This is a genomic window from Streptomyces fuscichromogenes (assembly GCF_014645815.1).
GTDB lineage: Bacteria > Actinomycetota > Actinomycetes > Streptomycetales > Streptomycetaceae > Streptomyces > Streptomyces fuscichromogenes.
Genome location: NZ_BMML01000054.1, coordinates 1 through 21,349 on the forward strand (window position 1 = coordinate 1; position 21,349 = coordinate 21,349).

Here is a 21,349-nt window from a genome sequence, read left to right on the forward strand (position 1 = left end):
CCCGCTCCGGCCGGCCCGGACCCACTCCGCCCAGCCGGTTCGAATGACCGGATCACGGTGCTGACGCCCGCTGATTGTCAGTGGCGTGGACGAGGGTGCGTCCGCAGAGCACAACCACGCCTCGCCGAAGGAGACCGGTGCCCTCGATGCCGTCCTGCAATCCGCTGCTCGGGCTACGGACGCGCTGGTGTCCACGTACGGGTGAATCGAACGGGCAGGTACCCAGCCCTTGGGCCGACAGCACTTGCCCCACCCGCCCGGCATCGAACTTTCGCTCGGCCTATCGCCCGAGGCTGCCCGTATCGCCCCTGTGATCAGGGACGTTGTCCGGGTGCTCTACCCGCATCCCGCTATCGAGGAGAAGCCGTGAATCCTGTCCGCGTTCTTGTCGTCCTTCGTTCCGTGTTCGAGAACCCTCCTGCTCAGGCCGTCCGGTCCCTGGTGTTCCGGCGCCCGGTCGACCTGCGCCGTGCCCTGTTCGCATCCGCAGCACGACCGTCATCGAGGTGGGGGGCATGACCCACCTGAGCATGCCCTCCCCCGCCCTGCTCGGGTGGGCCGGCCGGGCTCTCGGAGCGCAGCCCTCCGTCCAGGACGCCTCCCCTCCGCGGGATAACTCCCGCGTCTGGCGGCTCGACCTGCCTTCGGGAGTCCGCCGCTTCCTGAAGGTCTGCCCTCGGCCCGTGATGTACGAGCGTGAGACCCTCGCCCTGCGCCATGCGGTCCCCGCCCTCGGCGCCGGCCGCGCGCCGCAGCTGCGCGCCTCGAACGCCGACCACCTGGCCCTGCTTCTGACCGCGGTCCCGGGACGGCCACTCGAGCAGCTGACGCTGACGCCCGCCGAGGAAGTCCGCGCCCACCGGCAAGGCGGCGCCCTGCTGGCCCTCCTCCACATCGCCGGTGACCTGTCCGGCCCCCGGCGTACCGAGGCAAGGCTCGACGACCCCCATGTCACCGCGCGCGGCCGGCGCACCCTGGAGCGGCTCGTCGAGGGGGTGTTCGCGTGATGGCATCACACGAGCAGGCGGCCCGCACGGAAACAGGCGAGGTGGGCACATCCGATGCGGCGGTGTCCGTGCCCGCGGCCCGGACCGGGGTTCCGCAGCCGGCCGCGCCGCCGGAGCTCGACTACAACGGGCGCAAACACCGGCGGGCGATGGACGACGCGACCTTGTGGGACATGGCCCGCCGCATCCCGGCCGCGCTGATCCAGACGGCCCGTCTGGCCTGGCGGGTCGACCGGCGCATGGCCCTCACCATCGTCGTGTGCCAGCTGCTGTCCGGTATCGGTACGGCCGTGATGCTCGGCGCCGTCGCCCAGGCGCTGCCGCAGCTCATGGCCGCCGATCCCCGCGCGGGCCTTGCCAGGGCGTGGCCGGCGCTGGCTGTCGCGGTCGTGGCGATGGCCACCGGTGCGGCCATGTGGATCCTCGCGGACTGGGCGACCCGGCGCCTGAATCCGAAGATCGCCTCAGCCGCGGATCTGGAGCTGGTCGATCTCCACATGCGGGCCGAGCTCGCCGCGTACGACGCGGAGGGCTTCGGCGACCGGAGCCAGGCGGCGGAGATCGGCGCACTGCGGGCCGTCGACCTCGCCGACGACGCCAAGACTCTCACCAACGGGCTCGTCCAGCTCGTCTCGGCGGCCGCGGTGCTCACGTCCCTGCACCCGCTGCTGCTCGGTGTGCTGCTGCTGTCCGTCGTCCCCCGCGGTCTGGGCGGCGTGATCGCCGCACGGGTCGACTACCGCGTCCACGACCGGACGATCTCCGCCCGCAATGTGCGCGGGATGATGCGCTGGTGGCTGACGACGGCCGAGCTCGCCGACGAGCTGAGGGCCAACACGATGCGCGGGTACCTGCATTTCTGGTACCGGGCGATGTGTGACCGCGTCGAGGGACGCGAGCTCGAGGGAGCGAAGCCCTACCTGCGGATCACGCTGCTGGCCGCATCCCTCGGCGGCCTGTTCACGCTCGGCATGTGGGCCTCGCTCGCCGGGCTGGTCCTCGCGGGCTCCATGTCGACGGCGATCGCCGGCACCGCCGTCGTCGCCTCCCAGACCGCCGGCCGCGCCCTGAACTCGATCATCAGGTACAGCACGGTCATGTTCCACCACGGCCTCTACCTCTCCGACTACTACGAGTTCATCGACGAGGTCCGCGCGATGACCACGGCCCGCGGCACCGCGCAGGCCAGAGCCCCGCGGCAGATCCGGCTGGAGGGCGCCTGCTACACCTATCCCGGCAAGGAGACCGCGGCCGTCCACTCGATCACCCTCACGCTGAACCGCGGCGAAGTCGTCGCCCTGGTCGGCGAGAACGGCGCCGGCAAGTCCACGCTGATCCGGATGCTCACCGGGCTGACCGTACCCACCGACGGCACGGTGCAATGGGACGACACCGATCTGGCCGCTGCCGACGCGGAGACGGTGTGGCGGCACGTGGGCCTGGTCCCGCAGAAGAACGGGCACTGGCCACTCGCCGCCCGCGAGAACATCACCTTGGGCCAGCCCCGGGAGCACGGCGACGAGCGGATCTGGGCCGCGGCGGAGCAGGTCGGCATGACCAAGGCCCTGCGCGAGCTGCCCGATCAGCTGGAGACGCTGCTCGCACGGTCGGTGTGGGGCGGCCACGAGCTGTCCGGCGGCCAGTGGCAGCGACTGGCGTGCGCGAGGGCGATGTACCGGCAGCCGGCCGTGCTCGTCCTGGATGAGCCGACCAGCGAGATGGATGCCCGCGGCGAGCACCAGATCTTCCGAGAACTGCGGACCATGGCCCCGGACCGGATCACCGTGGTGGTCACACACCGGCTGGACAACGTCCGGATGGCCGACCGGGTCATCGTCCTTGAGCAGGGCACCGTCCGGGAACAGGGCTCCTTCGACGACCTGGTCGCGACCGAGGGAAGTCTGCTCGGCGAGCTGTACGCCCTGGCCCAGGACCGCTGACCGACAACCACCGATAGCAGTAGCGGGGCCGCGCAGACCGGCGCGGCCCAGCCTTCCCTCCAAGCTCGAGCGGAGCACAAGGCGCCGGTCCCGTCGCCTGACGATCACTGAAGGCGAAGCCCCGGCGACGCCGGCCCTGCGGGAGCGGAAAGCGAGAATCGCCGCCCCCCTCGGCCGCGTTCCCGCCGGTCACGAGGGGGCGCTGGCGGCTGGGTCGATCGACTGAGACGGGGGCGTTGACCAGGGGACGCAGTGTTGGAGGTTGCGAGAGCAGCGGTCGCGCTGGGCGTCGCGGTGTTCCTGGCGGGTCGTGTCCTGCCGGCGATGGAAGCACCGGGCTGGATCTACTGGCGCAAGACCGACGGCCTGTCGTCCATCGGTGTCGGCCTCATCCAGGGGGGTGCCCCCCAAGACCCAGGCCGTCAAGTGCGTGGGCTCACCGCACGAAAGCAATGATGAGGAACACGAAGGCGGCGATGAGCGGGGAGAGGGACGCGGTCACGCTGAGAAAGAGCTTGAGCCGGTTCCAGCGGTGGATCCGGCGGCCCTCGGGGGTGTCGGTGCGCCAGGTGGGATCAACCTCGATCACGCCGCCGATGACGTCCGGCGCGACACGGCGGGCGTCCGCGGCATCGAAGGAGTACATCGGGGAGCCACGGCCGCCGACGGGGTAGTCGTAGCCGTAGTGCACCCTGTATTTGACACCGGCCCGGTCGGCGACGTGCTGGAGGATGTAGCCCTCAGGCCTGATGTGCCAGAGCCTGCCGGTGCGGCCGTGAAAAATCCAACGTACCTGCTGATCGGGATCTTTCCGCACGGCGGCCTCCCCCGGCCCCATCCATACGCCAGGCTCATCGTGGCACCCGTCGCATGGTCTGTCGATACTCCTCCAGCCCGGTGCAGCTTTGCTTCAGTCGGTTCGACCCAGGCGCGGGGCGGAAGCCTCCAGCCGTGGCGCTACCGCTACGACTGACCCTCGGCATTCCGGCAGAACCGGCCGCTGTGGAAAAGGGAGTACGTGGGCAGGAACATCAGGCCGCCAGAAGATCCGCCCTTCCAGGTGGACCTGGACGCCGGCACGGTGCGCATTCGCCGCGCTGGTCACGACGGGCAGGAACAGGCGCCCTCGCCTTGAGAGCCTCCTGAACCGACAACGCGGCTCCCGCCGAGGAAGGGCTTGGTGGTGCGACGTCAGCCGGAGGCGTCTTGTACGGCGGCCCGCTTCACTTGGTTCGCGGGATCAGCTCAGGGCACGGGCATCAACACCGCGGCGGAAATCCTGCCTTTCCGGCATGCCTTCGAGAACTGGAACGTATCCCGCGTCGATGTGAAGACGGACGCGCGCAACAACAGGTCACGTGTCGCGATCGAGCCACCAGGTCGTCCGGGTCGGAGATGGTGAACTTCCACTGAACACGGCGATGCCCCGCCGGGCGGCCTCGCGGGCCAGTTCGGGGCGCGACCAGCAGCAGGAAAGCGGCACTCCGCTCTTGGTGGGTAGCCGGCCAGCGCCTTGACCGCTCGGTCTTGTGGACGTAGGCCATCGTCTTCGGCCGCGCGTGTTCGGCGGCACTGGGGACCGTCGGACAGGCAGTACGGAGGGGCATGGCGGGCGAACCGATCGGCCGAAGTGGATCACTGGCAAGCCGCAGGCTGCCCCGCCCGCCGAGGCAGTGGAGCCCAGGCGTCGCGGTAGTCAGCGGGCGCCCGAGCTTGGACCGACCAGATCACTCCGTCACAGGCAGGCACTCGGCGAGCAGGTCGACGATGTCGCGCCAGGCTCGCTGCGCGTGCCGTGGGTGGTAGCCGACGCCGGGAACCACGGGCTGGTCGACCGGCGGGTGATGGAAGGCGTGCAAGGCGCCGCCGTAGACCACGAGGCGCCAGTCGACGCCCGCGGCCTGCATCTCGGCGGAGAACGCGTCCCGTTGGGCGGGCGGCATGATCGGGTCTTCCGACCCGACCCCGGCCCACACCGGGCAGCGGATGCGCGCCGCCTCGCCCGGTCGGCCCGTGGTCAGTGCGTTGACCGTCCCGATCGCGCGCAGGTTGACGCCGTCGCGCCCGAGTTCCAGCCCGATGGCGCCCCCGGTGCCGTAGCCGACGGCGGCGATCCGGTCGGGGTCGCTCCGCGGTTCGGCGCGCAACACGTTGAGCGCCGCGTGGCCGATGCCCCGCATCCGGTCGGGGTCGGCGAGCAGCGGCAGGCAACGGGCCAGCATCTCCTCGGGGTCGCTCAAGTAGCGCCCGCCGTGAAGGTCGAAGGCCAGCGCTACGTATCCCAGCTCGGCGAGCGCATCGGCCCGGCGGCGTTCGACGTCGCTGAGCCCGGGGCCCTCTGGTCCGAGCAGCACCGCGGGCCGGCGGTCGGCACCGGCCGGGAGCGCGAGGTGCCCGATCATCGTCAGACCGTCGGCCGGGTACTGGACCGTGCGCGTGGTAATCGTCGCCATGAGACTGGACGGTAGTGATCGCGGAGCCCGGTCGGACCTGGGTTCACCGCTGGCAGAACAGGGCGGGTGCCCTTCTGGAATGCGGCGCTGGCTCACAACATCCGTCACATGCCCCGTTCCCACGACAGCCCGGCTGCGGCGCGAACCGACCAGACCGGAGAGTCGGCATCCTTGATCGCCGTTCTCAGTTCTTGATCGTCGGAAGGCGCCATCCTCCCAGCTTGACAGGGAAGTTGGTGTTCTTGTGTCGATGGTCCTCGGCCGCGTAGTTGCTTGGCCTTGCTCTGGGGGCGAGACGTCAGAACTCGGTGCCGGTTTCGATGATGGTGCCGGTGAAGGTAAGGCGGTCGACGAGGGCCGCGCAGGACCTGGGGTCGGTGAAGGTCTTGGTTCAGTGGGAGAGGAGAGGCCATCGGACAGTGCGCTCTCCAGTACTGCAATGCGGCCCCATCCAACCGGTCCCTACGAGAAGCCGACGGCGGGCCTCTCATCCCGCGAGATGGTCGGCGGGCGCCACGTGGGAGAGGGCTCTCCAGGCAGTCCGAGCCAAGGCCGAGGCCGATGCCTCAGGCCGGGTCGACTGCTCCATGGCGAGTGAGGACTCGACTGTGTGCCGCGTTCACCAGCATGCTGCCGGGGCTCCCAAGATCGGCACGAAGGGCCTCATCCAGCGGTCCCACCGTCGGAACCGCGGAAGCGGGAGCGGCAGAGCCGCGGCCTTCGACCGGACCCGACATGTCCGTCGGAAGGAGGTCGACCGCACCGTCAGCAGGATCAAGAACCTTCGGGCCGTGGCCACCCGTTATGAGAAGAGGGTGTAAGTCTTCCACGGCACCGCCACCGTTGCTGCCATCTGGTTCTGGTTCCGGAGATGACGTGACTCTCGCGATCACGCCTCGCGCCTGACGAACAACGGGAGTTGCCCGTCCAGCACGTCCGCCCGTGGCAGCTGCAGGCGGAAGTGTTCCTCGATCACCAGGACGCTCAGCCGGCGGACACGTTCGACGTCAGCCCCGCGCAAGTCCAGGTGTGCCGGCAGAACTCCGCTCTTGGTAAGAGCTGGGACCAGCAGGTCGGGATTCTTGCCCCACCGGCGGGCTTCTTCCCCGATGCCGAACGAACAGATGCAGTCGCCGTCGTGGTAGTAGGTGAACATCGATGGCGGGTGCCACGGACTCAGGGAGAAGTTGACCGCTTCCACCCCCACGGCTGAGACGGCGCCCATGCCGGTGCTGGTGGGGCCGACAGCATCACCGTACTCAATGGCAAAGGACCAGTCGCCCGCGCGTCCCACTCTGACAGCGCTGCCGACGCCACCGCCCGCGAGCAGGCCCGCCATGTCGTCCGAAGACGCCCAACACGGCTGCTGACCTTGCCGCGCTCCCAGGCGAAAGGCAAGTTCGGCCGGCTCGGCACCACGAGCGAACGTCACGCAGTCGATCAGGTAAGGCTGCAAAATCCATGCGATGCCGTCAGCCATGCTGCCCCCTCGACGCAAATGATCAGCACAGCCCATCCTCTCGTACACCACTGACAGCGCCACACGCCCGCCTCTGCGCACAGTGACCCGTCGGGCAGGGCCTGGCAGCCGGCGAGTTGGCTGATCGTTTCAGAATCGTCGGAGGTCGCCTAGCGGCCAACGGCGTTCAGGGGGTTGGTGGCAGGATGTCGGGGTGGAGTCGATCTTGCGCGCCGCCGGCGGACTGTTGGATGTCGAGTTGTCCGGCCCGGTCGACCTGGGTGGCAGTTCCCGTAGCACCGTGTTGCGTTGCGAAACGGCTGCCGGCGACAGTGTGATCGTCAAGGCGTTCAGCAGTGAGCCGGAGTCCCTGCGCTGTTTCACGGCGGAGGCCGCCGCGCTGTCTCTTGGGATCGCCGGTCCCGAACTTCTGGGTGTGGACCCCGACGTTCCCTTGCTGGTCATGGCGGATCTTGGGAACGCTCCTACTCTGGCGGACATTCTGCTCGGGAGCGATCCGACGGCCGCGGAAAGCGGGTTGTTGGCCTGGGCTCGTACGCTCGGGCGGCTGGCTGCCGAATCTGTGCACCGGCGTGCCGATCTCGCGCGGCTGTGGTCCCGGTACCACAAGGGCATGCCGTCCTGGGAGGACGAGCCATGGATCGCGCAGCGGGTCACTGCCCTGCCCGCACTGCTCGACGGCGCCGGAATCGCGGTTCCGGCAGGCTTTGCCGAGGAGCTGACCCGGATCGGGACAGCGGGTGGGGAGGAGTATCCGGCCTTCACTCCGGGTGACACCTGCCCCGACAACAACCTGCTCACCCCGGAGGGACTGCGGCTCATCGACTTCGAGGCGGCCTGCTACCAGTCCGTGTTCCTGACGGCCGCGTACTGCCGGATGCCGTTCTCCAGCTGCTGGTGTGTCTTCACCCTGCCGGCCGGGACGGCAGCGGAGATCGAGCAGGCGTATCGCGCGGAGGTCGTCGGCGTGTATCTGGCACTGGCCGAGGACGAGGTGTGGCAGGCGGGCATGCGGCCGGCCGTAGCGGTGTGGACGGTGGACGCGACGGTGAGGCTGCTTCCCCGTGCGGTGGTCGGCGCTGGCCATCCACACTCCGACGGCCGCCTACCCCCAGAGCCCACGCCGGCCGCTCGCGCCCTCGCGCTCGATGCCACCCTCGGCGCAGCGAATCCGGCCACCGTCCCGCTCCGCCCCGTCGAGACCGCACTCCTGCACGACTGGCTCCAGCAACCCGCCCACCAGGACGAGCCGGGTCCCCCAAGGCCATGTGCCAGACACGGCCCAGGAGCGAGTCACTGAGCGCCTGGTGCTCGGTCATCCCGGCTTCCGCCGGCTCCAGCAGCGGCTTCGCTGCGCGGCCCAGCTGCGACGCAGGACGTCTCCAGTTGTCGCGGCTCAGGAAGCCACGGCAGTGGCACGACCGCAGCAGCCCACCCACGGCCGCCGTCGCGACCGGAGCTCGTGATCGACTCAGAGACTTCCGGGGCGGACCAGGCCGGTCCTTTTGACGCCGGTCAGGATGGGGGAGGCCTCAAGAGTGGTGATGTGTTCGAGGGCGCCGATGGTGTCGCTCATGAAGTGGTAGAGCGCGTTGAGGTCGGCTGCGGCGACCGCCACGAGGAGGTTGGCGGGGCCGGTGACGGCCGAAGCGAAGCGCACCTGCGGGTGGCGGCTGAGCTGCTGGCCCGTCTCCTCCACACCGCCGGGTGCGGCGGTGATCCACAGGAGGGCCTCGGTGCGGATGCCCAGCCGGGCGAGGTCGACCTCGGTGGCCAGCCGGAGGACCTGGCCGCTGACCAGTGCCTCCAGTCGGCGCCGGGCGGTGAGGGCGGTGGTCTCCGCGCGGTGGGCGAGGTCGGTGTACGAGGCGCGTCCGTCTTCGATGAGAGCGTTGATCAGCTGCTGGTCGACGGGGTGGAGGGCCGGCCGGGCGGGTGCCGCAGTCATGTCCGGCCGCAGGCCGGTAAGTTCGGCGTCCGTCAGCAGGCCACCGCTCCAGTCGAAGGCGGCAGGGAAAACCCGCAGCAGGACGTGTGAGGTCCATGATTGAACCGCGGGAGTGGCGGGGAGATCGCGCAGCAGCAGGTTGTTGCGCGCGTCCGGTCCGTCCAGGAACAGGATCGTGCAGATCTCGTCCCCGCCTCCGAGGACGTCCACCCAGATGGTGTCCGGCCGACGGGCGAGGGTGGCGGCGATGGCGCTGATCCGGTTGGGCTTGCAGCGGATACGCAGGGCCAGTGGGATCAGGTCCGGGAAGTGCACAGGGTTGCGTACGGCTGTGGCGCGCAGGGTCCCGTCGCCGAACAGGGGTGCCGCACGGCGTACGACGGTGCGCTCGGAGATGTCCAGAACGCGGCCGACCGTGCGCCAGGAGGCGCGCGGGGCGGCCAGCATCGCGGCGGCGATCCGACTGTCCGTTTCGTTCAGCTGGTGGCGCACATTCTCCATATTTCGAGATTCTATGTCGTTCTTTCTCGTTGGCGGTGGCCAATTATGGCTCACATGGTCACGCTCGCCTAGAAACGTCTCAGAGCAGCCGAGACGAGAGAAAGCAGGTGGGCGCGATGGTCGGCATCGAGCACACGGTGGTGGACACCGACCGGGGCAAGGTCAGGGGAATCGCGGAGGGCGAGGCGGTCTCCTTCCGGGGAATCCCTTACGCCGCGTCGCCGGTCGGCGAACTGCGGTTCGCGCCGCCGCGGCCGCATCCAGGCTGGACGAACGTGCGAGACGCGGCGCAGTCCGGTCCGTCCGTGCCGCAGGCGGCCTCCCGGTTGGAGAAGGTGCAGGGGCAGCGCGTGCCGGACTGGAGGGAGGACGGCAGCCTGACCGTCAACGTCTTCGCTCCGCGCCGAGCGCTGGAGGACGGCATGGCCCGGCCCGTCCTGGTCTGGTGGCACGGCGGAGGCTTCACCAGCGGCTCCGGCGGCTGGGACTGGTACGACGGTGGCCGCCTGGCAGCCCTGGGCGACATCGTGGTCGTCACCGCCAACTACCGGGTGGGGCCACTGGGTTACCTCTACCTGCCCGCGATCGGCGCCGCCAACCTCGGCCCCCAGGACCAGGCGGCCGTCCTGCGCTGGGTGCAGGGCAACATCGCCTCCTTCGGCGGCGACCCGCACACCGTCACCGTCGGCGGGCAGTCCGCCGGAGCGTACTCGGCCCTGTCGCTCGCCCTCGACCCCGCGACGAACGGGACCATCACGCGGGTGCTACTGCAGAGCGGCCCCTTCGGCCTGCACCCGCAGGATCCGCACCAGGCCGCCGAGAACGCCGACGCGTACCTGAGGTTGCTGGGCATAGCAAACGGCACGGACACCGCCAAGGCCCTGCGCGCCCTGCCGGCCGAGCATCTGCTGGACGCCTACGGCCGGCTCTCCGGCCGACTCGCGGCTCCGGGCAACGCCGTCCCGCCGATGTATCCGGTCCTCGGTGCCCCTGGCATGCCCCGCACCCGGCAGCAGGCGCTCAGGGACGGCGCGCTGGAAGGCAAGCCCCTGCTGATCGGCACCACCCGCGACGAGGCGACGGCTTTCTTCGCCTTCGACCCCCGTATCCAGAACCTCACCGCCGACGCCGCCCTGGAGGTGCTCACCGTCCAGGTCGGCCGGCAGAGCGCCCTGGACGTCTACCGGCAGCACGCCGCCCGTCTCGCGCAGGCGACGCCGGGGCAGGTCTTCACCTCGGTGCAGACCGACGCCCTCTTCCGCACCGGTTCTCTGGAGATCGCCGACCACCACGCGGCCGGCGGCAACACCACGTACGTCTACCAGTTCGACTACGCCCCCGCCGAGGACCCGTACGCGCTGGGCGCCACCCACTGTGCCGAACTTCCCTTCCTCTTCAACACCTTCGACGCCTACCCCGGCAGCCCTGTCCTCGCCGGCGACGCCGAAGCTCAGCGCGCCCTGGGCCTCGAATTCGCGGCCTCTGTCGCCGAGTTCGTCAGCACTGGAACGACACGTGAGTGGCTGCCCTACGCGCCCGCGACCGCGGCCCGCATCCGTCACTTCGGCTGAGAAGGGGCTGGGGCTGGGGCTGGGCCGTCATGAAGCACCTCTTCCACAGGCCGCCCCGCTACCCGTGGGGCGCCGGCCATCGCATCGTCGGCGTGCCAGGAATCCGGCCCTGCATCTTCGGCGACGGGCATCACACGTCCGGGTTCGAACTTCCTTGTCCGCTCTGCATCTCTCATCACCTGGATCGTCGCCGGCTTCGTGTCGGGGTTCGTCGACTGGCGTTGGGGGCGGTCAGCGGGTTCGTCTCGGGGCCGATACTCCTGTTCCAGGACCGCCGTCGCGGCGTCGACCTCGACGCGTTGATCCTGGAGGCCAGCAGCATCGTGTACTTCATGGTGGTCGGTGCCGTCGCTCTCGCGCGGCCGCACTCGTCCCTGTCGCGCCACACCGACGTCCTCTCCTTCGCCTGGCTGGCCGCCACGGCCTGGGGGACGTTGGCGATCCGCCGCCCCTTCACGCTGGGCATCGCCAAGCGCCAGACGCCACGTGAACTCTGCGACATGCCGGAGTTCGTGCGTGTCAACAACCGCATCACCACCGCGTGGGGCGCCGGCTTCACGTTCATAGGCGTCAGCCTGGCCGTCGCGGGCGCGGTGGACGCCCGGCCCAGATGGGCAACACCGCCCATGTCGTCGGCCTCGTCGGCCCCGCCGTGGTCACGAAGGTCCGTCACGCTCGCACCCAGGCACGTCTGCAGGCCGCCCGGACGCCGGTCACGGCCGTACCTTCTGACCGCCGACGGCTACACCGTCACCGTTGTCCAGAACCCCACCCGCTCCCTGGACGGCGATGTGGCCGCCACCCGACTGGTTCTCGATGCTCGACGCGCAGGACGGCCCGACCGTACTCGTCGGCCAGTCCTTCGGCGGCGCGGTGATCTCCGAGGCGGGCAACCGCGAGTAGGTGAGTGCGCTCGTGTACAGCGCGGCGTGCGCGCCGGACAAGGAAGAATCCCTCAACTCCCTGATCGCCGACCCGCCGCCCGGCGCGCCGACGAGGCCCGCTTCCTGGCCGACTCCCAGGTGCCCTGGGGCGTGGACGCGTTGGGCGGAACGGTCACGCACCCCGCCTGGCGTGCCAAGCCGAGCTTCTGCCTGGTCGCCACCGACGACCACGTGATCCCGCCGCCGGCCCAGCGCACCATGGCCGAACGGACCGGGGCGACGTCGGCCGAGACGAGCGGCAGCCACGCCGTGTACGTGTCCAAGCCCGCCGAGGTCGCCGGCCTCGTCAGGAAGGCCGCGTCCACCGGAACCCCGGCATGACCGAGGGGACACCCCGTCCTCGCCGCCTCCGGGACCGCTTCGCACCGGTCCCGGAGGAGCACGAGACGATCGGTCTCACCGCGCGGGGTTCGCTCCCGCCCGAGTTGGACGGCCGCTGCCTGCGCACCCGGTAGGCGGCCGCCTGCACCTCGTGGGGCACCTCGGTATCGAGGCCGGGCGCCCAGTCGCGGGTCGGCCGTGGCTACCGTTCGGGTGAGGCCTTCCGTGTGGCATCTGCAGAACAGGGTGGCCGAGCAGCATCGTTCTCCACGACCGCAGGATCGGATTCAGGGGGCAGACCCGGAAGGATGCATCGTGGACAATGCGTTGCTGGCCCAGATCGAAGGGGTCGTCGGCAAGGGCAAGGCTGTCGTGTCGGCAGACGACGACGCGGTCGTGGCCCTTGTGCAGGAAGCCATCAAGAGCGGCAGAACCGCTTCCTTCTACCTGTCGCGCGAGCAGGCCCGCACCCTCTGGGATCTGCACTGGACGCCCGAACTGGTGAAGGCCTCCCGTCTCGAACCGGTGTCGGGCAAGGAGAAGGAGCGGATCGAGTCCGACCTGGGAATCGCGGACATCGGCGCCTTCCGGTTCGGGCGCTTCGAGTGCAAGAAGGGCCACGAGTTCAGCGCGTACGATTTCCTGCAGCACGGAATCCGAGAACACGGGCCGGACGCGGTGAGGGCGATCTTCGAGCTGAAGAACACGGCCTTCCTTCGCGTCAATCCGTACTTCGCCGTCAACTGCGCCACCTGCGACCAGCTGATGGAGGGCGGCATCACGTACGAGGGCGACACCTACGCCGGCTGCTCCTACCCAGACCCGCCGGTCTGCATGTAGCAAGCTCCGTTGGTCCCCATGACGTGCAACGCCGGTGCGCTCCAAGGAACATGACCGAGGTTCGACACGCAATCTGGCAACGCACGGCGGCGTCGGCCGATCGGACGAGGGGGGTGTCCTGGCCGGACGGATGCGTGATGCTGGTCGATCCGGTCCACAAGGACCCGTGGGAGATCCCGGGCGGTGCCGTGGAGTGGGCCGGGTCACCCAGGGGCGGCGCCATGCGGGAGGTGGAGGAGGAACTCGGGGTCGCCCGGCAGCCGGGCCGGCTGCTGGGGATCGACTGGGTCGGCCTGCGGGCGGGCCGCAGCGAGGGCATGGTCGCCGTCTTCGACGGCGGCGTGCTGGGTGCTGGGTGCTGGGTGCCGAGCAGGTCACCGGGATCCGCGCCGTGGCAAGCCCGGTGACCTGGGCCGGGGTGAGGGCGGAGGTGTCGGGCAGGGTGCAGGCGTCGCGTCTGTCAGGACTGAAGAAGCGCACGAGCCGCGATGGTGTGGCCGAAGAGGGCGTATCCGGTGGAGTCGGGGAACCCCGGAGTTCCCCGCGCCGGGGCGAATGGGCCCCGGCTGTCGGGACCGTGACAGACCGTCAAGTAGTGGGCAGGCCCGCCCAGAAGGCAAGGTCGTGCTCGGCGGCGAAGCCGGTGGAAACCTTGGAGCAGGCCGCCGGGGCCCGGTTGGTGGCTGGGTCGCTGTCACAGGCCTTGAGTGACATCAGGGCGCCGGATTTCGGGTCGTACGTCGGCCAGTTCGGGGTGCGCGGCCCGTTGGGGCTGCCGGAGGCCGCGAACTGTCCCCAGTAGCTGATCATCTGGTGGGACAGCTCCAGCTGGTCGTCGGCGTAGGGCAGGGTCTGGCCCAGGTACTCCCAGATGGAGCCGAGGTCGTCGACGTGGATGGCGCCGCCGAAGGAGAAATCCCCCGCCGTCTGACTCTTCCGCTGCAGGAGGTGGCTCGTCTTCGCCGGGCTCGGCGCGGTCATCGCGGTCACCACGGCCACCGCGGTCGGCAGCCGTGGCTGGCGCTGGTCCGCGCTGCTGCTGACCTGGCCGGTGCCGTGCGGGTGCCCAGTGGTTGGCGGCACAGCCAGGAGCGTCCGGACGACGGGCCGCAGGGCCACTGAGCTGGCCGGTGCTGGGGCCTCAGTCCGCCACGCCCCGTCGCACACGCCGCGACGGGGCGAACTCGTACAGGTCGAGGATGTCGGGTGGGTCGGCGAGTCCGGGGCCCCCGGCCGCCACCCAATCGGCGATGTCGGCCGTGGCATCGGGGTCGTTGACCAGTCCGAGCCAGACCGGCCGGCCGCCGGCTGCCCGGCCGGCGGAGGACGGCTGGACGACGATGACGTTCGCCTGCTCGCAGGCGTCCAGGCAGTTCACCGCCCGAACCCGGGCGACCGAGCCCAACTCCGACTTGAGCGTGGCGAGTTGGGCGGAGTGATCGACGCCGGGGATCTTGTCGGTGCCGCAGCAGCAGCCCCGGCACACAGTGACGGTGCACCTGGGTTCGCCCTGTGCGGCGGGTGCCTTGCGGCGGCTCATTCGGCGGCCCGCTTCCAGGCCGCTTCCCGCAGGAGGCGCAGTCCGTTGAGGCCGACGACGACGGTGGAGCCCTCGTGGCCGGCCACGCCGAGTGGCAGCGGCAGGGTGCCGACGAGGTCCCAGGCGACCAGGCCGGCGATGAAGACGCCGGCGATCACCAGGTTCTGCACGACGAGCCTGCGGGCCTTCCGGGACAGTACGACCACGGCCGGGACGGTGCGGAGTTCGTCGCGCACGATCACCGCGTCGGCGGTCTCCAGCGCGAGGTCGGACCCCGCCCGGCCCATGGCGACACCGGCGTGGGCGGTGGCCAGGGCGGGCGCGTCGTTGACGCCGTCGCCGACGACCATCACCCGTCGGCCCGACTCCTCCAACTCCCGCACGGCGGCGACCTTCTGCTCGGGCAGCAGCCCGGCCCGTACGTCGTCGATGCCGACCTCGGCGGCGAGGCGTGCGGCCGCACGGGGGTTGTCACCGGTCAGCAGCAGAGGCGCCGCTCCGGTGTGGGCGGTCAGGGCCGCCACGGTCGCGGCGGCGTCGGCGCGCACTCGGTCGGCGACGCCCAGCAGCCCGGCCGGGGTGCCGTCGAGGGTGACCAGGACGGCGGTCCGACCGCCCCGCTCCAGTTCGGCGGCGACCACCGCGGCCCGCACGGACCTCGGATCGTCGGCCTCGGCGAGCAGCCGGGCCGGTGCCCCGACGGCGACTTTCCGTCCGCCGACAGTCGCGGTGACCCCGATACCGGGCGTGGCGCCGAACTCCTCCGTGACCGGCAGGTCGAGACCTCTCTCCCGTGCGGCATCGACGACGGCACGGGCCAGCGGGTGCTCGCTCGGGCGCTCCGCAGCGGCGGCGAACGTCAGCAGTTCCCGCTCATCCAACCCGCCGCCGGCGAGCGGCCGGACGTCGGTGACGCGCGGAGTGCCCTCGGTCAGCGTGCCGGTCTTGTCGAGCGCGACCGCGTCGACCTCGCCGAGGCGCTCCATGACCACGGCGGACTTCACGAGCACTCCGTGCCGTCCGGCGTTGGCGATCGCGGAGAGCAGCGGTGGCATGGTGGCCAGCACGACCGCGCACGGGGAAGCGACGATCATGAAGGTCATGGCCCGCAGCAGCGAGCCGGTCAGCGCGGCGCCGAAGGCGAGCGGGACGAGGAAGACGGCGAGGGTCGTGGCGACCATGCCGAGCGAGTAGCGCTGTTCGACCTTCTCGATGAACAGCTGGGTGGGCGCCTTGGTCTCGGACGCCTCTGCCACCATGCGCACGATCCGGGCGATCACCGAGTCGGAAGCGTCGCGCTCGACCCGGACGCGCAGCGCGCCGGTGCCGTTGAGGGTGCCCGCGAAGACCTCGTCGCCCATCTCCTTGGCGACCGGCAGCGGCTCGCCGGTGATGGTCGCCTGGCCGACGTCGCTCGCGCCGTCCAGGACGCGGCCGTCGGCGCCGACCCGCTCACCGGGCCGTACGAGGATCATGTCGCCGACAGCGAGCATCTCGACGGCGACGGTCTCCTCCTCCCCCGACGTCGTCAGCCGTGCCGCCGTGGCCGGGGCCAGGTCGAGCAGGCCGCGCACCGAGTCGGCGGTGCGTGCGGTGGCCAGCGCCTCCAGGGCGCCGGAGGTGGCGAAGATCACGATCAGCAGCGCACCGTCCATCACCTGCCCGATCGCCGCCGCCCCGAGCGCCGCCACGACCATCAGCAGATCGACGTCGAGGGTCTTCTCCCGCAACGCCTGGAGCCCCGCCCAGCCCGGCTCCCAGCCACCGGCCGCGTAGGCCAGTGCGTACAGCGGGACCCAGGTCCAGGCCGGGGCGCCGGTCAGCTGCAAGGGCAGTGCCACCAGGAAGAGCACCAGGGCGGCGGCGGCCCAGCGGGCCTCGGGCAGCGCGAGGACACGGGTACGGCGGGGTGTGGAGGCCCCGCGTGCGGGCCCGCCCTGACCCGGCGCGGGCGGGGCGAGAGTGGAGGAGGTCATCGAAGTGGTGGTCCCTCAGTACGGACGGGGCATGGCGAGGCCACCGACACCGGTGTGCCGGTAACACGTTCTCCACCGTACAGGATCACATGAAGACTCATTCATGCGTTCATGTCTGCTGATCCGTAGGATGAAGCCCATGGGCCATGGAGCTGACGGACGGACCACCACCGCCACCGCACGCGAGCGCCTGGAGACCGTCGGCGCCGGCGATGTGGCGGCCACGCTCCAGGCGCTGGCCACCCCGTCCCGCCTACGCATCCTGACCCGCCTCCAGGAGGGCCCGTGCGCGGCGACGGAACTCGCCGACGCCGTCGGCATGGAACAGTCCGCCTGCTCCCACCAGCTGCGCCTGCTGCGCAACCTCGGCCTGGTCACCACCGAGCGCCGGGGCCGCTCGGTCATCTACGCGCTCTACGACAACCACGTCGCCGAACTCCTGGAACAGGCGCTCTACCACGTCGAGCACCTGCGCCTCGGCCTGCGCGACACCCCGGCCGCCACGGACGCGGCGGCCGGAGTGAGCTGACCCGATCGCCTCAGCCGGGTACGGCCACCGGATCCGGCACCAGATGCCCTGCCCTGCTCAGCCGCGCCACCAGCACCGCGCACCCGAGCCCGGTGGCGGCCAGCGCGGCCCAGGGCAGCCAGCGCACTCCGGTGTCGAACAGTGCGCCGACGGCGAGGTTGCCGAGGGAGATCGCGATGCCCGAGGCGGTGTTGTAGGCGCCGTAATAGGTCGCGACCAGCCGGTCACCGGAGAGGCGGACGACGGTGTCCATCTCGAAGGGGTAGAGCAGTGCCCCGCCCCAGGCCAGCAGTGCCGCGCAGGCCGCCAGGGCGACGGCTCCGGTCACCGCGCCGTACGAACGCGGCAGCAGCGGGACGAAGGCCGCACCCATGACGGTCAGTCCGTAGACGATCGCCCGTGGCCCGGGCAGGGTCCGTTTCGCCCACGCGGTGAGTTTCAGCTGGCCCGACAGCGCGGCCAGCGCGGAGACGGCGAAGACCGTGCCCGTCACCGGTCCGGTCTGCTCGCCGAAGAGTTCCCCGGCCCGTAGCGGCAGAGCGAGATAGATCTGGAAGGCCAGGATGTAGGAGCCGCTCATCGCGGCGGCGAAGAGCAGGAAGGGGCGGTTGGCGGCGACGGTGCGCCAGTCGGCGGCCACCGCCCGCCAGACGGGCTCGGTGCCCCGGTCCGCCGGAGGACGGTGGGGCAGGGCGCGGGCCTGGAGAACGGCCAGAACGCCGAAGATCAGCGCGGCCACCGCGCACACCGCGGCGAAGTCCCAGGCCAGCAGGGCGAGTCCGGCGAGCGGACCGACGAGGATGCCGGCCTGGTAGAAGACGTTGAACGCGGCGAAGGCCTCCACCCGCCGTTCCTCGCCGGCGTCGGCGGCCAGGTAGGCCCGGACCGCCGGGTTGAACAGCGCCCCTGCCAGGCCCGTCAGCGCCGACGCGGCGACCAGCGCGGGCAGCGAGGCGGCCACCGCGAGCAGCCCGAAGGCGAGTGTCCGCAGCGCACATCCGGCCAGGATCATCGGTTTGCAGCCGTAGCGGTCGGCGAGGGTGCCGCCGACGAGGAACATGCCCTGCTGGGAGAGGTTGCGCACGCCGAGGACGAGACCGACGGCCCAGGCGGCCAGGCCCAGGCCGTGGGCGAGGTGGTCGGCCAGGTAGGGCATCAGCATGTAGAAGCCCAGGTTGATCGCGAACTGGTTGGCCATCAGCAGCCGGGCGGGCCGGTCGAAGGAGGCCAGCCGGCCCCGCAACCCGCTCATCGCACGCCCGCCCGCGCCCGTGCCGCACGGTCCAGTGGGTCCCTGACCCGGCTGCACCGCGTCCATGCCGTCACCTCGCACTCGTCGGGCGCGGCGATCTCGTCCGGTTCCGCCGGCGGCTGTGCACCGAGGAGTCCGTGCTCGTGGCACCAGGCGTCGTTGTAGACGGTCTCCAGGTAGCGGTGCGGGCCGTCGGGGAAGATCGCGACGACGCGCGTCCCGGCGGGGTACGTCCGCGCCGCCCACCCGGCCACCAGCGCCACCGCTCCGACACTCCAGCCGCCGGACGCGTAGTGCAGGCGGGCCAGTTGCCGGCAGGCCCACACCGCCTCGGCCGGACCCACCCAGTGGACCTCGGTGAAGGCGTCGTAGTCCACGTTGGAGGGGTGGATGCTGGAGCCCAGCCCCCGCATCAGACGCGGCCGCGCGGGCTGACCGAAGATCGTCGAGCCGGTCGCGTCCACGCCGATGAGCCGCAGTTCGGGGAAGGACTCGCGCAGCCCCGCCGCGACCCCGGCCGAATGGCCGCCCGTCCCGACAGCAGCCACCAGGACGTCGATCCGGCCGATCTGGGCGATCAGCTCGGCGGCCAGCGGCCGGTAGGCGGCCGTGTTGTCGGGGTTGTGGTACTGGTCCGGGCAGTACGCGTCCGGTGCGCAGTCCAGCAGTCCCGCGACCCGCTCCCGGCGGGCCTGCTGCCAGCCGCCGTCGGGATGCGGTGCGGCGACCTGGTCGACGTGTGCGCCCAGGGAGGTGAGCAACCGGACCATCGACGGTTCCATGCCGGGGTCGGTGACGACGGTGACCGGATGACCGTACGTCAGCCCGGCCAGGACGAGACCCAGACCGAGGGTCCCGCTGGAGGACTCGACGACGGGGGCGCCGGGTACGAGCTCGCCGCGTCGGCGGGCCTCATGAACCATGTGCAGGCCGGGACGGTCCTTGATGCCGCCGGGGTTGGCGCCTTCGAGTTTCGCGTAGAAGCCGCGTCCCGGCGGGGCGAACGGCTTCTCGATCCACAGGGCGGGTGTGTTGCCGACCATGTCGGCAGGGCGGCGGGCGATCAGGGGGACGGGGGCGGCGGCCCCGATGGGCAGGGCTGATTCGAGCAGGGAGAGATCCATGGTCGTACGGCTCCTTCGCACCGCGCGCAGCGGGCGGGGTGCGGTCGTCGCTGGTCAGGGCGCGTCGGCACGCCCGGGGAAGGGGTCCCGGGGGCGTGCTGCGGCGCGCCTACTGACGCCGGACGCAGTGGAGCGCGAGGGCGGGCGGGCCGTGCGGGGCGGCGGAGAGCCGGGTGGGGCCTGGCCCGGGGATGTGCAGGAGGCCGGCATCGGCGGCGGGTACGGGTACGGCGGCATCCGCACCGTCGCACCCGAGGCCGTGTGAGGTGTCGTCCTTGGCGGCCCTGGGCCGGTCGAGGGCGTGATCGATGTGCCCGTCGGCCTTGTGGTCGTGATCGTGGTCGTGTTCGGGCGGGGACCCGATGCCGAGGTCGGCGTGTGCTCCGGCCGTAGCCGGGTGGGCCACCGGAGTTCCTGTGAACGTCGCACTGTGCACGGAGCCCGCGAGATGGACGACGACGAGGAGGACGAGCGCCAGAAGAGGGCCGACACGACGGCCCGCCCCCTTCTGGGTTCCCGCGCTGATCCTCACTCCGGTCACTTACCAAGCGTATGCGATCAGTCACTTTCCGCTACCTGATGCCCGCTCAGTCCCGCGTGTTCTCCAGCAGCGCGGCAGTGAGCCCGAGCGCCGCACAGGCCCGGCACGGTCGACTGGAACCGTGCGTCCAGGACGAGGCATCCGGCCGTGCGGGCCAGGTCGGATTGGCCCTCCGGGGTGAGGAAGCCGTGTCTGCGCAGGTGGGCGGCGAGTTCGAGGGTCGACAAGCCGGTGGCGGCCGGGGCAGCGTCAGGGCCACGCCCGGTCCGGGTGCGGACCGGACGGACAGGGAGCGCGTCGGCGATCGGAGGGAGCGGACCGGGCAACCGTCAGACATCCCCACCAAGCCGCCCCTCGGACACCGGCAGATCCCGCCCCTGCGTGGCGGTCGGCGAACCGAGCGGGGTGACCCGGCCGGAACGTGCCCGGCGCACCCGGTCCATGGGCGGACGGCGGGCTCTCGCCATGGCGGAGCGAGCTCCGGGTGGTGTCCTGGTGTCCGGCTCCGTCCCTCGGACCCGCGCTGTGACGGATGGTCATGGTCATGTTCATAACGGGCGGGCGCCTGGAGTCGGCCGCACGGTCCACGTGTCGCCGCCGGCGAGGAGGGCGGCGAGGTCGCCCTCCCCCTGCCGCTCGACAGCGGTTCCGAGCTGCCCGGCCATCTCGGTGTCGTAGACCGGGCGGCCGACCGAGCGCAGCACGCCGATGGGGGTGTGGTGCAAGGTGTCCGGGTCCGCGAGGCGGGAGAGCGCGAAGGCCGTCGTCGGGGACGTCGCGTGGGCGTCATGGACCATGATCTGCGCCTCGTTCTGCGGTGTGACGCCGACAATCCTGAGGTCACCGGTGGCCGGGTCCCGCACGACGCCCTTGGCGCCCCTCCCGTCCGCGAGAGGCGTGCCGAAGCGGATGGGCTGCCCGTGCTCAAGGCGGATGAGTGCCTCCTGGGCCCGCTCCTTGTCCTTGAGGGTGTCGAAGGCGCCGTCGTTGAAGATGTTGCAGTTCTGGTAGATCTCGACCAGCGCGGTGCCCGGGTGCGCGGCAGCCTGCCGCAGGACGTCGGTGAGGTGCCGGCGGTCGGAGTCGATGGTGCGGGCGACGAAGGACGCCTCCGCGCCCAGGGCGAGACTGACGGGGTTGAACGGGGCGTCCAGCGACCCCATCGGCGTCGACTTGGTGACCTTCCCGACCTCGGACGTCGGCGAGTACTGCCCCTTGGTCAGCCCGTAGATCCGGTTGTTGAACAGCAGGATCTTCAGGTTGACGTTCCGGCGCAGCGCGTGGATCAGATGGTTGCCGCCGATCGACAGCGCATCACCGTCACCGGTGACCACCCACACGGACAGGTCGCGGCGGGAGGCGGCCAGGCCGGTGGCGATGGC

22 protein-coding genes and 3 pseudogenes are annotated in these 21,349 nt (G+C 71.0%); 12 read left to right on the forward strand and 13 right to left on the reverse strand.

Annotated elements, in window-relative coordinates; all coding sequences use genetic code 11:
* The first annotated feature begins 515 nt into the window (after nt 1-515).
* Together IEZ11_RS48940 and IEZ11_RS48945 are read left to right on the forward strand one after the other, a co-directional pair.
* Nucleotides 516-1,007: an aminoglycoside phosphotransferase/kinase family protein gene (locus IEZ11_RS48940; RefSeq protein WP_189269599.1), complete on the forward strand. Its 492-nt coding sequence runs from the start codon at nt 516-518 to the stop codon at nt 1,005-1,007.
* Between the two features lie 173 nt (nt 1,008-1,180).
* Complete coding sequence (locus IEZ11_RS48945; RefSeq protein WP_229713961.1) at nt 1,181-2,947, forward strand: ATP-binding cassette domain-containing protein; 1,767 nt, start codon at nt 1,181-1,183, stop codon at nt 2,945-2,947.
* 436 nt (nt 2,948-3,383) lie between these two features.
* Here the strand turns inward: IEZ11_RS48945 and IEZ11_RS48950 are convergent, their stop codons facing one another.
* A complete protein-coding gene (locus tag IEZ11_RS48950; RefSeq protein WP_189269601.1) occupies nt 3,384-3,764 on the reverse strand; it encodes a hypothetical protein in 381 nt (126 codons plus the stop codon).
* 405 nt (nt 3,765-4,169) lie between these two features.
* Between IEZ11_RS48950 and IEZ11_RS51720 the strand changes: the two are divergent.
* Nucleotides 4,170-4,328: pseudogene (locus IEZ11_RS51720) on the forward strand (GNAT family N-acetyltransferase); the annotation flags it as partial.
* Between the two features lie 346 nt (nt 4,329-4,674).
* On the opposite strand, the gene IEZ11_RS48955 reads toward IEZ11_RS51720, so the two are convergent.
* Together IEZ11_RS48955 and IEZ11_RS51725 are read right to left on the reverse strand one after the other, a co-directional pair.
* The gene (locus IEZ11_RS48955) at nt 4,675-5,400 is read right to left on the reverse strand and encodes a dienelactone hydrolase family protein (RefSeq protein ID WP_189269602.1); all 726 of its coding nucleotides are present in this window, start codon (nt 5,398-5,400) and stop codon (nt 4,675-4,677) included.
* A 298-nt stretch (nt 5,401-5,698) separates the two neighbouring features.
* Nucleotides 5,699-5,791, reverse strand: a pseudogene (locus IEZ11_RS51725) (IS21-like element helper ATPase IstB); the annotation flags it as partial.
* Between the two features lie 106 nt (nt 5,792-5,897).
* On the opposite strand from IEZ11_RS51725, the pseudogene IEZ11_RS51730 reads away from it, so the two are divergent.
* A pseudogene (locus IEZ11_RS51730) lies at nt 5,898-6,221 on the forward strand (hypothetical protein); the annotation flags it as partial.
* A gap of 68 nt (nt 6,222-6,289) precedes the next feature.
* Here IEZ11_RS51730 and IEZ11_RS48960 read toward each other — a convergent pair.
* Entirely contained in the window at nt 6,290-6,880 is a 591-nt protein-coding gene (locus tag IEZ11_RS48960) for a DUF6461 domain-containing protein (RefSeq protein WP_189269603.1), read from the reverse strand.
* Nucleotides 6,881-7,073: 193 nt separating this feature from the next.
* On the opposite strand from IEZ11_RS48960, the gene IEZ11_RS48965 reads away from it, so the two are divergent.
* Nucleotides 7,074-8,180, forward strand: coding sequence for a hypothetical protein (locus IEZ11_RS48965; RefSeq protein WP_229713958.1), 1,107 nt, complete (start codon nt 7,074-7,076; stop codon nt 8,178-8,180).
* A gap of 171 nt (nt 8,181-8,351) precedes the next feature.
* Here the strand turns inward: IEZ11_RS48965 and IEZ11_RS48970 are convergent, their stop codons facing one another.
* Nucleotides 8,352-9,329 (reverse strand): Lrp/AsnC family transcriptional regulator, encoded by a 978-nt coding sequence (locus tag IEZ11_RS48970; RefSeq protein ID WP_189269604.1) that lies wholly within the window; start codon nt 9,327-9,329, stop codon nt 8,352-8,354.
* Nucleotides 9,330-9,445: 116 nt separating this feature from the next.
* On the opposite strand from IEZ11_RS48970, the gene IEZ11_RS48975 reads away from it, so the two are divergent.
* Nucleotides 9,446-10,900 (forward strand): carboxylesterase/lipase family protein, encoded by a 1,455-nt coding sequence (locus tag IEZ11_RS48975; RefSeq protein WP_189269605.1) that lies wholly within the window; start codon nt 9,446-9,448, stop codon nt 10,898-10,900.
* Between the two features lie 175 nt (nt 10,901-11,075).
* On the opposite strand, the gene IEZ11_RS48980 is transcribed toward IEZ11_RS48975, so the two are convergent.
* Nucleotides 11,076-11,573 carry a hypothetical protein gene (locus IEZ11_RS48980; RefSeq protein ID WP_189269617.1) on the reverse strand — a complete coding sequence of 166 codons (498 nt, stop codon included), beginning with the start codon at nt 11,571-11,573 and terminating at the stop codon, nt 11,076-11,078.
* A gap of 83 nt (nt 11,574-11,656) precedes the next feature.
* On the opposite strand from IEZ11_RS48980, the gene IEZ11_RS52315 reads away from it, so the two are divergent.
* The 5 genes from IEZ11_RS52315 (at nt 11,657) to IEZ11_RS49000 (ending at nt 13,412) form a co-directional block, all read left to right on the forward strand.
* Nucleotides 11,657-11,803 (forward strand): hypothetical protein, encoded by a 147-nt coding sequence (locus tag IEZ11_RS52315; protein ID WP_308426609.1) that lies wholly within the window; start codon nt 11,657-11,659, stop codon nt 11,801-11,803.
* A 26-nt stretch (nt 11,804-11,829) separates the two neighbouring features.
* The gene (locus tag IEZ11_RS52320) at nt 11,830-12,165 is read left to right on the forward strand and encodes an alpha/beta fold hydrolase (protein ID WP_308426610.1); all 336 of its coding nucleotides are present in this window, start codon (nt 11,830-11,832) and stop codon (nt 12,163-12,165) included.
* The gene (locus IEZ11_RS48990) at nt 12,162-12,299 is read left to right on the forward strand and encodes a hypothetical protein (protein ID WP_189269606.1); all 138 of its coding nucleotides are present in this window, start codon (nt 12,162-12,164) and stop codon (nt 12,297-12,299) included. The genes IEZ11_RS52320 and IEZ11_RS48990 overlap by 4 nt, the downstream gene beginning before the upstream one ends.
* 181 nt (nt 12,300-12,480) lie before the next feature.
* Nucleotides 12,481-13,005, forward strand: coding sequence for a hypothetical protein (locus IEZ11_RS48995; protein ID WP_189269607.1), 525 nt, complete (start codon nt 12,481-12,483; stop codon nt 13,003-13,005).
* Between the two features lie 137 nt (nt 13,006-13,142).
* A complete protein-coding gene (locus IEZ11_RS49000) occupies nt 13,143-13,412 on the forward strand; it encodes an NUDIX domain-containing protein (protein WP_229713959.1) in 270 nt (89 codons plus the stop codon).
* A gap of 181 nt (nt 13,413-13,593) precedes the next feature.
* Here IEZ11_RS49000 and IEZ11_RS49005 read toward each other — a convergent pair whose 3' ends face one another.
* From IEZ11_RS49005 to IEZ11_RS49015, 3 genes are read right to left on the reverse strand one after another with little or no spacing between them, the layout of a single operon-like run.
* Nucleotides 13,594-14,088, reverse strand: coding sequence for a carboxylesterase family protein (locus tag IEZ11_RS49005; RefSeq protein ID WP_229713960.1), 495 nt, complete (start codon nt 14,086-14,088; stop codon nt 13,594-13,596).
* A 58-nt stretch (nt 14,089-14,146) separates the two neighbouring features.
* On the reverse strand, nt 14,147-14,545 hold the full coding sequence (locus tag IEZ11_RS49010; protein WP_189269609.1) for a (2Fe-2S) ferredoxin domain-containing protein: 399 nt from the start codon (nt 14,543-14,545) through the stop codon (nt 14,147-14,149).
* Nucleotides 14,542-16,521 carry a heavy metal translocating P-type ATPase gene (locus IEZ11_RS49015; protein WP_189269610.1) on the reverse strand — a complete coding sequence of 660 codons (1,980 nt, stop codon included), beginning with the start codon at nt 16,519-16,521 and terminating at the stop codon, nt 14,542-14,544. The genes IEZ11_RS49010 and IEZ11_RS49015 overlap by 4 nt, the downstream gene beginning before the upstream one ends.
* A 139-nt stretch (nt 16,522-16,660) precedes the next feature.
* Here IEZ11_RS49015 and IEZ11_RS49020 point away from each other — a divergent pair, with 139 nt between their 5' ends.
* Nucleotides 16,661-17,050, forward strand: coding sequence for an ArsR/SmtB family transcription factor (locus IEZ11_RS49020; RefSeq protein WP_189269611.1), 390 nt, complete (start codon nt 16,661-16,663; stop codon nt 17,048-17,050).
* 10 nt (nt 17,051-17,060) lie between these two features.
* Here IEZ11_RS49020 and IEZ11_RS49025 read toward each other — a convergent pair whose 3' ends face one another.
* The 4 genes from IEZ11_RS49025 to IEZ11_RS49040 form a co-directional block, all read right to left on the reverse strand.
* Entirely contained in the window at nt 17,061-18,302 is a 1,242-nt protein-coding gene (locus IEZ11_RS49025) for an MDR family MFS transporter (protein WP_189269612.1), read from the reverse strand.
* Nucleotides 18,299-19,426 (reverse strand): PLP-dependent cysteine synthase family protein, encoded by a 1,128-nt coding sequence (locus IEZ11_RS49030; RefSeq protein WP_189269613.1) that lies wholly within the window; start codon nt 19,424-19,426, stop codon nt 18,299-18,301. The genes IEZ11_RS49025 and IEZ11_RS49030 overlap by 4 nt, the downstream gene beginning before the upstream one ends.
* Nucleotides 19,427-19,535: 109 nt before the next feature.
* On the reverse strand, nt 19,536-19,967 hold the full coding sequence (locus IEZ11_RS49035) for a hypothetical protein (RefSeq protein WP_189269614.1): 432 nt from the start codon (nt 19,965-19,967) through the stop codon (nt 19,536-19,538).
* Nucleotides 19,968-20,515: 548 nt separating this feature from the next.
* Nucleotides 20,516-21,349: thiamine pyrophosphate-dependent enzyme (locus IEZ11_RS49040; protein ID WP_189269615.1), on the reverse strand; the 834-nt coding region annotated here is incomplete at its 5' end.

Coding starts and splice junctions, on each gene's coding strand:
- IEZ11_RS49020 (WP_189269611.1), top strand. CDS start 16,661: ATGGGCCATGGAGCTGACGGACGGACCACCACCGCCACCGCACGCGAG.
- IEZ11_RS48955 (WP_189269602.1), bottom strand. CDS start 5,400: ATGGCGACGATTACCACGCGCACGGTCCAGTACCCGGCCGACGGTCTG.
- IEZ11_RS49015 (WP_189269610.1), bottom strand. CDS start 16,521: ATGACCTCCTCCACTCTCGCCCCGCCCGCGCCGGGTCAGGGCGGGCCC.
- IEZ11_RS48970 (WP_189269604.1), bottom strand. CDS start 9,329: ATGGAGAATGTGCGCCACCAGCTGAACGAAACGGACAGTCGGATCGCC.
- IEZ11_RS48940 (WP_189269599.1), top strand. CDS start 516: ATGACCCACCTGAGCATGCCCTCCCCCGCCCTGCTCGGGTGGGCCGGC.
- IEZ11_RS49030 (WP_189269613.1), bottom strand. CDS start 19,426: ATGGATCTCTCCCTGCTCGAATCAGCCCTGCCCATCGGGGCCGCCGCC.
- IEZ11_RS49025 (WP_189269612.1), bottom strand. CDS start 18,302: ATGAGCGGGTTGCGGGGCCGGCTGGCCTCCTTCGACCGGCCCGCCCGG.
- IEZ11_RS48990 (WP_189269606.1), top strand. CDS start 12,162: ATGACCGAGGGGACACCCCGTCCTCGCCGCCTCCGGGACCGCTTCGCA.
- IEZ11_RS48945 (WP_229713961.1), top strand. CDS start 1,181: ATGGCCCGCCGCATCCCGGCCGCGCTGATCCAGACGGCCCGTCTGGCC.
- IEZ11_RS48975 (WP_189269605.1), top strand. CDS start 9,446: ATGGTCGGCATCGAGCACACGGTGGTGGACACCGACCGGGGCAAGGTC.
- IEZ11_RS49010 (WP_189269609.1), bottom strand. CDS start 14,545: ATGAGCCGCCGCAAGGCACCCGCCGCACAGGGCGAACCCAGGTGCACC.
- IEZ11_RS48960 (WP_189269603.1), bottom strand. CDS start 6,880: ATGGCTGACGGCATCGCATGGATTTTGCAGCCTTACCTGATCGACTGC.
- IEZ11_RS49000 (WP_229713959.1), top strand. CDS start 13,143: ATGCTGGTCGATCCGGTCCACAAGGACCCGTGGGAGATCCCGGGCGGT.